Source organism: Pseudomonas sp. M47T1, assembly GCF_000263855.1.
Lineage (GTDB): Bacteria > Pseudomonadota > Gammaproteobacteria > Pseudomonadales > Pseudomonadaceae > Aquipseudomonas.
Map to the genome: position 1 here is coordinate 104,864 of NZ_AJWX01000001.1, position 12,500 is coordinate 117,363.

Annotated in this window: 9 protein-coding genes; 7 read left to right on the forward strand and 2 right to left on the reverse strand. The window is 60.8% G+C overall.

Features of this window, described 5'->3' with window-relative positions; genetic code table 11:
• Window positions 1–173: 173 nt before the first annotated feature.
• Window positions 174–1,550 carry a glutamine synthetase family protein gene (locus PMM47T1_RS00500; protein WP_008364742.1) on the reverse strand — a complete coding sequence of 459 codons (1,377 nt, stop codon included), beginning with the start codon at window positions 1,548–1,550 and terminating at the stop codon, window positions 174–176.
• Between the two features lie 277 nt (window positions 1,551–1,827).
• On the opposite strand from PMM47T1_RS00500, the gene PMM47T1_RS00505 reads away from it, so the two are divergent.
• The 7 genes from PMM47T1_RS00505 to PMM47T1_RS00535 all read left to right on the forward strand — a co-directional run bounded on the left by PMM47T1_RS00505 (window position 1,828) and on the right by PMM47T1_RS00535 (window position 9,942).
• Window positions 1,828–2,601, forward strand: a complete 774-nt coding sequence (locus PMM47T1_RS00505; protein WP_043300592.1) for a gamma-glutamyl-gamma-aminobutyrate hydrolase family protein — start codon at window positions 1,828–1,830, stop codon at window positions 2,599–2,601.
• 42 nt (window positions 2,602–2,643) lie between these two features.
• Window positions 2,644–4,002, forward strand: a complete 1,359-nt coding sequence (locus PMM47T1_RS00510; protein ID WP_008364746.1) for a glutamine synthetase family protein — start codon at window positions 2,644–2,646, stop codon at window positions 4,000–4,002.
• A gap of 36 nt (window positions 4,003–4,038) precedes the next feature.
• Window positions 4,039–5,403 carry an aspartate aminotransferase family protein gene (locus tag PMM47T1_RS00515; protein ID WP_008364748.1) on the forward strand — a complete coding sequence of 455 codons (1,365 nt, stop codon included), beginning with the start codon at window positions 4,039–4,041 and terminating at the stop codon, window positions 5,401–5,403.
• A gap of 150 nt (window positions 5,404–5,553) precedes the next feature.
• Window positions 5,554–6,651 carry a polyamine ABC transporter substrate-binding protein gene (locus PMM47T1_RS00520; protein ID WP_008364750.1) on the forward strand — a complete coding sequence of 366 codons (1,098 nt, stop codon included), beginning with the start codon at window positions 5,554–5,556 and terminating at the stop codon, window positions 6,649–6,651.
• Window positions 6,652–6,998: 347 nt separating this feature from the next.
• The gene (gene potA / locus PMM47T1_RS00525; RefSeq protein WP_008364752.1) at window positions 6,999–8,141 is read left to right on the forward strand and encodes a polyamine ABC transporter ATP-binding protein; all 1,143 of its coding nucleotides are present in this window, start codon (window positions 6,999–7,001) and stop codon (window positions 8,139–8,141) included.
• A gap of 32 nt (window positions 8,142–8,173) precedes the next feature.
• Window positions 8,174–9,055: an ABC transporter permease subunit gene (locus tag PMM47T1_RS00530; protein ID WP_177323352.1), complete on the forward strand. Its 882-nt coding sequence runs from the start codon at window positions 8,174–8,176 to the stop codon at window positions 9,053–9,055.
• A complete protein-coding gene (locus PMM47T1_RS00535; protein WP_008364755.1) occupies window positions 9,052–9,942 on the forward strand; it encodes an ABC transporter permease subunit in 891 nt (296 codons plus the stop codon). The genes PMM47T1_RS00530 and PMM47T1_RS00535 overlap by 4 nt, the downstream gene beginning before the upstream one ends.
• Before the next feature lie 104 nt (window positions 9,943–10,046).
• Here PMM47T1_RS00535 and PMM47T1_RS00540 read toward each other — a convergent pair whose 3' ends face one another.
• Complete coding sequence (locus tag PMM47T1_RS00540) at window positions 10,047–12,422, reverse strand: penicillin acylase family protein (protein WP_008364756.1); 2,376 nt, start codon at window positions 12,420–12,422, stop codon at window positions 10,047–10,049.
• Between the last annotated feature and the right edge of the window lie 78 nt (window positions 12,423–12,500).

Consider the following 12,500-nt stretch of genomic DNA (forward strand, 5'->3'; position numbering starts at 1 on the left):
CACGATTCTGTAGCAGCGGCCGCTGTGGGAGCGGGTTCTACCCGCGAAAAGAACACCGCCTAGCATCGCAAGCAGCGCGGTGCGTTCTTCGCGGGCAGAGCCGCGCTCCCAGAGGCATAAAAAAACCGCATCACCCCTAGGGTAGATGCGGTCTCTTGTAGAGCTGTCGGCGCTTACACGGTATGCAGATACCAGTTGTACTCAAGGTCGGAGATGGAGTGTTCGAACTCTTCCAACTCGCTTTCCTTGCAGGCCACGAAGATATCGATGTATTTCGGGTCGATATAACGCGCCAGGATTTCGCTGTCATCCAACTCGCGCAGGGCGTCGCGCAGGTTGTTCGGCAGGCTCTGCTCGTTCTGCTCGTACGAGTTGCCTTCCACCGGCTCATTGGGCTCGACCTTGTTGGTCAGGCCATGGTGCACGCCAGCCAGCACGGCAGCCATCAGCAGGTACGGGTTGGCGTCGGCGCCGGCAACGCGGTGTTCGATGCGCACGGCGTCCGGCGTGCCGGTAGGCACGCGCAGGGCCACGGTACGGTTGTCCAGGCCCCAGCACGGCGAGTTTGGCACATAGAACTGAGCACCAAACCGGCGGTACGAGTTGACGTTCGGGCACAGGAACGCCATCGACGCCGGTAGGGTCTCGAGCACACCGCCGATCGCGTGACGCAGCGCGGCGTTCTGCTCGGGATCCTCACTGGTGAAGATGTTCTTGCCGTCCTTGTCCAGGATCGAGATATGCACGTGCAAGCCATTGCCAGCCTGGCCCGGGTAGGGCTTGGCCATGAAGGTGGTGTCCATCTCATGGTCGTAGGCAATGTTCTTGATCAGGCGCTTGAGCAGTACCGCGTAGTCGCATGCCTTGATCGGGTCGGCCACGTGGTGCAGGTTCACTTCGAACTGCGCCGGGGCACTTTCCTTGACGATGGCGTCGGCCGGAATGCCTTGCTCCTTGGCACCTTCCAGAATGTCCTGGAGGCAGTCCACGTATTCGTCCAGGTCGTCGATCAGGTAAACCTGAGTCGAGTGCGGACGTTTACCGGAGATAGGCGAGCGTGGTGGCTGCGGACGGCCGTTCACGTTTTCCTGGTCGATCAGGTAGAACTCCAGTTCGAACGCTGCACAAATGGTCAGGCCCATTTCGTCGAACTTGGCCACCACCTGGCGCAACACTTCGCGGGGGTCGGCAAAGAATGGTTCGCCTTCCAGCTCGTGCATGGTCATCAGCAGTTGCGCGGTGGGGCGTTTCTGCCAGGGTTCGTTGGAGAGGGTATCGGGGATCGGATAGCAGATGCGGTCTGCGTCGCCGATGTCCAGGCCCAGGCCAGTGCTTTCCACTGTCGAGCCATTGATGTCCAGGGCGAAAAGAGAGGCGGGCAGGTTAATGCCTTTCTCGTAAACCTTGTGGAGGCTGGTGCGTTCGATGCGTTTGCCACGCACCACACCATTCATATCTGCAATCAGAAGGTCGACGTACAGAACCTCAGGATGTTCCTTAAGGAATGCGTTCGCTTCGTTGAGCTGAACGGCACGCGGGGGTACCGACATGATGCAACACCTTTGTTGTTAAAAATATCAATCATTGGGCTTCTGCTGTTTCAGTCAATCCGAAAGCCATCATGAAGTCAAGCGAGGCTCGGTTTGCCCTGATTTGGCGCCTTGAAGCTATTTTTGTTGCATTTTGGGGCGTTTTTTCTGTCCTTGAAGGCCCTCAAATGAAATGTTCGGTGGGGCGTGTTGTATTTTTTACGGGGGTGTTGTGAAAAAAAATGAACAACGCTAAGCTCGTTCGCAACCCATAACGCCAATAATACCGGGGGATCACATGTCACGCCTGCCGACAATCGGCGTTACCGCCTGCATAAAACCAGTCGGTCTGCACGCCAGCCATACTTGTGGTGACAAATATGTCCGCGCAGTCGCCGTGGCCGCCGAAGGCTTGCCGATGATCATTCCGGCCCTGGGCGAGCTGTTCGAACCGACCCAAATACTTGACGGTCTGGACGGCATACTCTTTACCGGCTCGCCGTCCAACGTCGAGCCGCGCCACTACGCAGGCTCGGCCAGCGTGCCTGGAACCCCGCACGACCCTGACCGCGATGCTACCACTCTACCGCTGATTCGCGCCGCCGTGGCCGCTGGCGTACCGGTTTTGGGCATTTGCCGCGGTTTTCAGGAACTGAACGTGGCCCTGGGTGGCACCTTGCACCAGCATGTTCACGAAACCGGAACCTTCATGGACCATCGTGAACCCAAGGATCAGCCGGTCGAGGTCCAGTATGGCCTGCGTCATGCCCTGGCTGTCCAGCCCGGTGGCGTGCTGCAGGCCATCGGCCTGCCCGCGCAGTTGCAGGTCAACTCCGTGCATGGCCAGGGCATCGACCGCGTGGCCCCCGGTTTGCGGGTGGAAGCGCTGGCCCCGGACGGCCTGGTAGAAGCGGTGTCGGTGGAGGGGGGCAAGGGTTTTGCACTGGGGGTGCAGTGGCATCCGGAATGGCAGGTGCGCGACAACCCTCACTACCTGGCCATCTTCCAGGCCTTTGGCCGGGCTTGCCGGCAGCGTGCCAGCCAGCGCGGCGCCGCCCCCAGGACTGCCTGAGCGACTAGCCTGTAAAGGCCCTGAAAGCTTCCGAGGTTCACCATGCGTACCAGTCTCGACCAGCTCACCGATTGGCTCAAAGAACACAAGATCACCGAAGTCGAATGCCTGATCGCCGACCTGACCGGCATTACCCGGGGCAAGATCTCGCCAACCAACAAGTTCATCGCCGAAAAAGGCATGCGCTTGCCGGAAAGCGTTTTGTTGCAAACCGTTACCGGCGACTACGTGGAAGACGACATCTACTACGAGCTGCTGGACCCGGCCGACATCGACATGATTTGCCGGCCCGACGAAAGCGCCATGTTCCTGGTGCCGTGGGCCATCGAGCCGACCGCCCAGGTGATCCACGACACCTACGACAAGCAAGGCAACCCCATCGAGCTGTCGCCGCGCAACGTGCTCAAGAAGGTGCTCAAGCTCTACGCCGACAAGGGCTGGCAGCCCATCGTGGCGCCGGAGATGGAGTTTTACCTGACCAAGCGCTGCGAAGACCCGGACTTTCCGCTGCAACCGCCCGTGGGCCGTTCAGGGCGCCCGGAAACCGGCCGCCAGTCGTTCTCCATTGAAGCGGCGAACGAATTCGACCCGCTGTTCGAGGACGTGTATGACTGGTGCGAACTGCAGAACCTGGACCTGGACACCCTTATTCACGAAGACGGCACGGCGCAGATGGAAATCAACTTCCGTCACGGCAACGCCCTGCACCTGGCCGACCAGATCCTGGTGTTCAAGCGCACCATGCGCGAGGCCGCACTCAAGCACAACGTGGCCGCCACCTTCATGGCCAAGCCCATGACCGGCGAGCCTGGCAGTGCCATGCACCTGCACCAGAGCATTGTCGACATCGAGACCGGCAAGAACATTTTCTCCAACGACGACGGCAGCATGAGCACGCTGTTCCTGCACCACGTGGGCGGGCTGCAGAAGTTCATCCCCGAGCTGTTGCCGCTGTTCGCGCCCAACGTCAACTCGTTCCGCCGTTTCCTGCCCGACACCTCGGCGCCGGTGAACGTGGAATGGGGTGAAGAGAACCGCACCGTAGGCCTGCGCGTACCGGATGCCGGCCCGCAGAACCGCCGCGTGGAGAACCGCCTGCCGGGTGCCGATGCCAACCCCTACCTGGCCATCGCCGCCAGCCTGTTGTGCGGCTATATCGGCATGGTCGAGGGCATCGAGCCCAGCGCGCCAGTGCAGGGCCGTGGTTACGAGCGCCGTAACCTGCGCCTGCCGCTGACCATCGAAGACGCCCTGGAACGCATGGAAAACTGCAAGACAGTGGAACAGTACCTGGGCAACAAATTCATCATCGGTTACGTCGCGGTGAAACGCGCCGAACACGAGAACTTCAAGCGCGTCATCAGCTCATGGGAACGTGAATTCCTGCTGTTCGCGGTGTGATCAACACGGGGCGCGCCCCGGATGAGGAGAAGGGTAATGAGCAACAAGAATTCGCAAACCCAAGCGTGGCAGGCCCTGAGCGGCGAACACCACCTGGCACCGTTCAGCGACTATAAGCAGCTCAAGCAAAAAGGCCCGCGCATCATCACCAAGGCCAAGGGCGTGCACCTGTGGGACAGCGAAGGCAACAAGATCCTCGACGGCATGGCCGGCCTGTGGTGCGTGGCCGTGGGCTATGGCCGCGATGAGCTGGCCGACGTGGCGGCGCAGCAGATGCGTGAATTGCCGTACTACAACCTGTTCTTCCAGACCGCCCACCCGCCGGCGCTGGAACTGGCCAAGGTGATTTCCGACGTGGCCCCCGAGGGCATGAGCCACGTGTTCTTCACCGGCTCAGGCTCCGAAGGCAACGACACCGTGCTGCGCATGGTCCGCCACTATTGGGCGCTGAAGGGCAAACCCGAGAAGAAGGTGATCATCAGCCGCATCAACGGCTACCACGGCTCCACCGTTGCCGGTGCCAGCCTGGGCGGCATGGTGGGCATGCACGAACAGGGCGATTTGCCGATCCCGGGCATTGTCCACATTGCCCAGCCTTACTGGTTTGGCGAAGGCGGCGACATGAGCCAGGACGACTTCGGCGTGTGGGCAGCCGAGCAACTGGAAAAGAAAATTCTCGAGCTGGGCGTGGACACCGTCGGTGCCTTCATTGCCGAGCCTATCCAGGGCGCGGGCGGCGTTATCATTCCACCGCAAACCTACTGGCCAAAGGTCAAGGAAATCCTCGCCAAGTACGACATTCTGTTCGTGGCGGACGAAGTGATCTGCGGTTTTGGCCGTACCGGCGAGTGGTTCGGCAGTGATTACTACGACCTCAAGCCTGACCTGATGACCATCGCCAAGGGCCTGACCTCGGGTTACATCCCCATGGGCGGCGTGATTGTGCGTGACGAAGTGGCTCGCACCCTGTCCGAGGGCGGCGATTTCAACCACGGTTTCACCTATTCCGGCCACCCTGTGGCGGCTGCGGTAGGCCTGGAAAACATCCGTATCCTGCGCGATGAAAAAATTATCGAGCGCGTGCGTGAAGAAACGGCACCGTATTTGCAGAAACGTCTACGTGAGCTGAGTGACCACCCATTGGTGGGCGAAGTTCGCGGTCTGGGGTTGCTCGGCGCCATTGAACTGGTGAAGGACAAAACCACACGCCAGCGTTACGAAGGCAAGGGTGTCGGCATGGTTTGCCGCAACTTCTGCTTCGACAATGGCCTGATCATGCGTGCGGTAGGCGACACCATGATCATTGCGCCGTCGCTGGTGATCACTCATGAAGAAATTGATGAGCTGGTCACCAAGGCACGCAAATGCCTGGACCTGACTTTGGAAGCGTTGAACAACTGAGTGCTAGGCTTGCGTTGTTCTGGAGGGGGAGAGGAACAAGGTTGCTGTTTTAATTGAAACAGCGCCCGTGTCCTTGCCAGACTAGGAAGTGTGCGGTTGCCCCCGGCTACTGACACAGACGGAATTAAAAAAAATATTGGAGCCTTACGCATGAAGATATTTGGCAAGACCCTCCTCGCCATGTCCCTTATGGGTGTGATGGCCGGTGCGGCTCACGCGGACGACAAAGTACTGCACGTGTACAACTGGTCCGACTACATCGCACCGAACACCATCGCGGATTTCGAGAAGGAGTCGGGGATCAAGGTCGTCTACGACGTATTCGACAGTAACGAAACCCTGGAAGCCAAGCTGCTGGCGGGCAAGTCGGGCTACGACATCGTCGTGCCTTCGAACAACTTCCTGGCCAAGCAGATCAAGGCTGGCGTTTATCAGGAGCTGGACAAGTCCAAGCTGAGCAACTACGGCAACCTGAACAAGGACCTGCTCAAGGCAGTGTCGGTCAGCGACCCGAACAACGCCCATGCCTTCCCGTATATGTGGGGCACCATCGGTATCGGCTACAACCCGGAGAAGGTCAAGGCTGCCTTGGGCGCCGATGCCCCGGTCAACTCGTGGGACCTGGTGTTCAAGCCTGAAAATGCTGCCAAGCTGAAGGGTTGCGGTATCAGCTTCCTCGACTCGCCAACCGAGATGATCCCGGCCGCACTGCACTACCTGGGCTTCAAGACCGACACCCAGAACAAGGACGAGATCAAGAAAGCCGAGGATCTGTTCCTCAAGATTCGCCCTTCGATCGCCTACTTCCACTCGTCCAAGTACATCTCGGACCTGGCCAACGGCAACATCTGCGTGGCCGTGGGCTACTCGGGTGACGTGAAGCAAGCCGCTTCGCGTGCCAAGGAAGCCGGTGACAAAGTGCACGTGAGCTATAGCATTCCGAAGGAAGGCGCAGGTAGCTTCTATGACATGGTCGCCATCCCTAAAGATGCCGAAAACGTCGAAGGCGCCTATAAGTTCATGAACTTCATCCTGCAACCAAAAGTGATGGCTGAAATCAGCGACGCCGTGGGTTACCCGAACGGCAACGCCGCTGCCACACCATTGGTGGCAAAAGAAATTTCCAGCGACCCGGGCATTTACCCGCCGGCTGACGTACAGGCCAAACTGTACGCCATCGCCGACCTGCCGGCCGCGACTCAGCGCATCCTGACTCGCACCTGGACCACCATCAAGTCGGGCAAATAAGCCGAATTTGATGTTCCTGGGTACTGCGTCGGACTGACCGGCGCAGTATCACAGGCCTCTGATTTTGAAATATTTTTTGCGGCAAAGCGGTATCAACGGTAAGTTGCGCGCCGGTTTTTTCAAACGGTGGGCACACTGCCGCCTGCAGGAAGCGGGAAATAGCAGTTGGCAGTGGTTGTATTTTATTTTGCAAGGCCGTGCCCGCCGGGACTCGACAGAGGCCTGCCGTGCATATTTGTAATGGAGCAGACGTTGTCGGTCGCTTCAACGACCTGAAGGAACAGGCTGCAAGCATCCAAGGCCCGCCTATCCGGGGTGGGCTGTAAAATTTTGTTGGGAGTTTCGTAATGGCAGTTGCCTCCGGTGCCTATAAGAAAGCCCTCGAGGGCGATCAGCAACCTAAACAGGTGCTGGTCAAAATCGACCGGGTCACGAAGAAGTTCGACGAGACGATCGCAGTCGACGACGTGTCGCTGCAAATCAACAAGGGCGAGATTTTTGCTCTGCTCGGCGGCTCCGGCTCGGGTAAGTCCACCTTGCTGCGCATGCTGGCCGGTTTCGAGCGGCCGACCGAGGGGCGTATCTACCTCGATGGCGTGGACATTACCGATATGCCGCCCTACGAGCGGCCGATCAACATGATGTTCCAGTCCTACGCGCTGTTCCCACACATGACCGTGGCCCAGAACATCGCCTTTGGCCTGAAGCAGGACAAGATCCCGTCCTCGGAAATTGACGCCCGCGTGGCCGAGATGCTCAAACTGGTACAGATGAGCCAGTACGCCAAGCGCAAGCCGCACCAGTTGTCCGGTGGCCAGCGTCAGCGCGTGGCCCTGGCCCGCTCGCTGGCCAAGCGTCCGAAACTGCTGCTGCTCGACGAACCCATGGGTGCCCTGGACAAGAAACTGCGTTCGCAGATGCAGCTTGAATTGGTGGAAATCATCGAGCGCGTGGGCGTGACCTGCGTGATGGTGACCCACGACCAGGAAGAGGCCATGACCATGGCCCAGCGCATCGCCATCATGCACCTGGGTTGGATTGCCCAGATCGGCAGCCCGATCGACATCTACGAAACCCCTACCAGCCGCCTGGTGTGCGAGTTCATCGGCAACGTGAACCTGTTCGAAGGCGAAGTGGTGGACGACGCCGAAGGCCACGCGCTGATCCACAGCCCGGAGCTGGAGCGCAATATCTACGTGGGCCACGGCATCAGCACTTCGGTGCAGGACAAGCGCATCACCTACGCCATTCGCCCGGAAAAACTGCTGGTGACCATCGAGCCGCCGGCTGGCGAGTACAACTGGTCGCGTGGCAAAGTCCATGACATCGCCTACCTGGGCGGCCACTCGGTGTTCTACGTGGAGCTGCCGTGCGGCAAGCTGGTCCAGTCGTTCGTGGCCAACGCCGAACGTCGCGGCGCGCGGCCTACCTGGGACGACCAGGTCTACGTATGGTGGGAAGACGACAGCGGCGTGGTACTGCGCTCATGAACAAGAAACTGACCCGTGCCTTGCAACGAATAATTCCCGGTGGCCGCCAGTTCGTGATTGGCGTGCCGTTCCTGTGGCTATTCATGTTCTTCATGCTGCCGTTCTTCATCGTCTTGAAGATCAGTTTTGCTGAAGCGGACGTGGCGATTCCTCCGTATACCCAGATCTATACCTTCGTCGACCAGAAGATCCAGTTGCTGCTCAACCTGGGCAACTACGCAATGCTGGGTGACGATGACCTGTACATCTCGGCATACCTGGGTTCCCTGAAGATGGCCTTCTTCAGCACGCTGTTGTGCCTGGTGATCGGCTATCCGATGGCCTACGCCATTGCCCGCGCCAAGAAAGAAGCGCAGACCGTCCTGTTGCTGCTGATCATGATGCCGACCTGGACCGCGATCCTGATCCGCGTCTATGCCTGGATGGGCATTCTCAGCAACAACGGCCTGCTCAACGCGTTCCTGATGTGGACCGGCCTGATCGACCAGCCGCTGCAGATCCTCAACACCAACCTTGCGGTGTACATCGGCGTGGTCTATTCGTACCTGCCGTTCATGATCCTGCCGCTGTTCGCCAACCTGGTGAAACACGACGAGAGCCTGCTGGAAGCCGCATCGGACCTGGGTTCGAGCACCTTCAACAGCTTTTGGAAAATCACTATTCCGCTGTCCAAGAACGGCATCATCGCCGGCTGCATGCTGGTGTTCATTCCGGTGGTGGGCGAGTTCGTGATTCCCGAACTGCTGGGTGGCCCGGAAACCCTGATGATCGGTCGCGTGCTGTGGCAAGAGTTCTTCAACAACCGTGACTGGCCGGTGGCTTCGGCCCTGGCGGTAGTGATGCTGGCCATCCTGATCGTGCCGATCCTGCTCTTCAACCGTAGCCAGGCCAAAGAGATGGAGGGCAAGGCATGAAGCGTTTCAGTTTTTCCAAGCTAATGCTGGTACTGGGCCTGTTGTTCATCTACATGCCCATGGTCATCCTGGTGATCTACTCGTTCAACGCCTCCAAGCTGGTAACGGTGTGGGGCGGCTGGTCGGTGAAGTGGTACGTGGGCCTGGTGGACAACACCCAGCTGATGGGCTCGGTGGCCCGTTCGCTGGAAATTGCCTGCTACACCGCCATCGCCGCGGTGGCCCTGGGTACCCTGGCAGCGTTCGTGCTGACCCGCGTCACCCGCTTCAAGGGCCGCACGCTGTTCGGCGGCCTTGTTACCGCGCCGCTGGTAATGCCCGAGGTGATCACCGGTCTGTCGCTGCTGTTGCTGTTCGTGGCCATGGCCCAGTCCCTGGGCTGGCCTGAAGAGCGCGGTATTGTCACCATCTGGATCGCCCACACCACGTTCTGCGCCGCGTATGTGGCGGTGGTGGTGTCGGCCCGCCTGCGCGAGCTGGACCTGTCCATCGAAGAGGCGGCCATGGACCTGGGCGCGCGTCCCTGGAAGGTGTTCATGCTGATCACCATCCCGATGATTGCGCCTTCGCTGGCAGCCGGCGGCATGATGTCGTTCGCCCTGTCGCTGGATGACCTGGTACTGGCCAGCTTTGTGTCGGGCCCCGGTTCCACGACCCTGCCGATGGAAGTGTTCTCGGCCGTGCGCCTGGGCGTGAAGCCAGAGATCAACGCGGTGGCCAGCCTGATCCTGCTGTCGGTGTCGATCGTGACCTTCCTGGTCTGGTACTTCACTCGCCGCAACGAAGAGCGCCGCAAGCGCGCCATTCAGACTGCGATCGAAGAAGCCGCGGCCGACGGCTGGAAACAGCCTGATCCGCGTCGGGCGCAGGAGCCGGTGGCTGCGTAACGCCTGACCTTGTGGGAGCGGGCCCTGCCCGCGAAAAGCATACCGCGCGTGTTCAGATACACCGCCGCGTGTTTTTCGCGGGCAGAGCCCGCTCCCACGGTTTTTCAGGGGCCGGGCACCACGTTCAAGGTGCTCACCGTTCCCTTCGCCACATCCCCTTCCTGCATCAGTACCTGCCGGTACTTGCCCTCGATGTAATCCTTCGCCTGGTCGCCGTAATGGGCGTCAAACAGCACGCCGCTTTGCCCTACCGGGTTGATGGTCAGCGCATGCGCCGGGTCGGCGAAATCGATGATGCGCCGGGTCGATGGTCCGTAGCTGACTTTCCACGGGGCCGGGCCCAGCTTCGCCGACTGGTTGTTGGGCACTTCATGGCTGCCTGGGGCGGCAAACGGGCCGACGTTGAACAGCCTGTCCAGCGGTTGCTGCATGCCCAACGGGTGCTCATGGGTGAGGGTGTGGGCCTTGCCCCATTGCCATTGCGCAGGGTCATTGCCCAGTGCGCTCCTGAGGTGTTCAAGGGTGGTACGCCAGGCCATGCGTACGATTTCGGCGCGGCCCTCGTGGGGCGGTGAACTGCGGTCATCCCACCAGGGCGAGTCGGGGTCGGCCGCCAGGCGCGGCAGGGCGCTGTCCAGGTCGCGGGTGGACAGCAGGGTCTCGAACATGGCGTTACCCAGTTCGTCGTGCATGGCCGCGTAGGTCAGGTCGTACAGGAACTCGTTGAACAGCGTGGCGCTGGTGGAGTCCAGCGGGTAGTCGCCTTTCCATTGCGCCAGTTGCTCCACCAAGGCTTTCTCGCCCGGGTCGGTGACCACTTGGCGCAATACCGGCAGTAACGGCGTGAGCACGCGCTGGGCGTAGCCGGTGCGGGTGCCCAGTTGCAGCGCTTGGGTGTTCTGGGCGGTCCACTTCACGCTGGCGTCGTTGAGCTGGCTGAATAGCTGTTGGCCACGGTCAGCCAGGTTGTAATAGCCCGGTATCGCCATGCCGGTGGGCGCCAGTGGCTGGAAGTTGGCCGAGACAATAAACCCGCGAGCCGGGTTCTCTTCGTGGGGGTTGGTGCTGAACGGGTAAAAGCCCAGCTTGTCGGCGTCAGGGCCACTGCCATCGAGAATGAACATCGGCTGTACGCCGTCGGGCCGGATCGGCAACTGAGCCGCCGCCCACCAGCCGATATCGCCGCGGGCGTTGGCCCACACCAGGTTCAGGCCTGGCGACTGTACCTTGGCTGCGGCGTTGCGCATCTTGTCCAGGGTGTCGGCCCGGTTGATCTCGTAGAAGCCTTGCAGGATCGGGTTTTCCGATTCCAGGAACGACCACCACATGGCAATGGGCGTGGAAGGCGCGACCTTGCCCAGCACGTCATTGATGATCGGGCCGTGGGGCGAGCGGCGCAGGGTGAGGGTCACCGGCGGCTCGCCCTTGACGGCGATCTGCTGCGTGGTGGCCTGCATGTCTGCCCACTGGCCGTGGTACCAGACCTGGTTGGGGTTGGCCGGGTTGACCTTCTCGGCTACCAGGTCCAGGTCGTCGTTCTGGAACATGGTCAGGCTCCAGCCGAAATCCATGTTCTGGCCCAGGGCCGCGAACGGGTTAAGCGGCTGGTGGTAGCCATACAGCTGGAAGCCCGGTGCAGACAGTTGCGCCTCGTACCATACCGCCGGGACCGAAAAGCGGATGTGCGGATCGCCCGCCAGGATGGGTTTGCCACTGGCCGTGCGCGCACCAGAAATCACCCAGGCGTTGCTGCCTTCGAACTGCGGCAAGCCAGCCTGCTCAAGCGCATGCTGGCTCAGCCGGGCCACGCTGTTCAGGCTCTTCCAGTCGTCCTCGGCCAGCGGCAGCACGCCTTGGGGGTGCCAGGCGATGTCGAAGATCTTCAGGTAATCGGGGCCCAGTTGGTCGCGTACGTAGGTCAGCAGCGGCTCGGTGCGGAACGCCGCTGCGAAGCTGTAGGCCATGTAGCCGGCGACGCTGAAGGTGTCCTGCGCGGTGAACGGCCGTGGCTTGATGCCCAGCACGTCAAACTCAATAGGACGCGGGTGAGTGGCCTGGTACTGGTTGATGCCGTCCAGGTAGGCCTGCAGAGCCTGCCAGGCGGGGGATTGCTTGTCCTGCCGAGCCACGTATACGTCGGCCTGTTCGCGAATGCGCAGGCTGCGCAACAGCGTATCGGTAGGCACCAGCTTGGGCCCCAGCACCTCGGCCAGTTCGCCACGAGCCAGGCGGCGCATGATTTCCATCTGGAACAGCCGGTCCTGGGCCTGCACGTAGCCCAAGACGCGGTACATGTCCTGCTGGTTGCCGGCCTGGATGTGCGGCACGCCGCGGTCGTCATAGCGAACGCTGACAGGTTGCTGCAGGTGCCCGAGGGTTATTTCGCCGCTGCGCTGGGGCTGCTTGCCGTGGAGGTACCAGGCGCCGCCTGCCGCGGCGGCGGCAATGAGCACGGCGAGGACGGTGAGGCTGCGTTTCATCGGGGGGCCCTGTTGTTCTTTTTCGCGACAGGAACAGTGGCGGACATGCAGGCGTTGGGCAAGTGAAGACTCGATGGC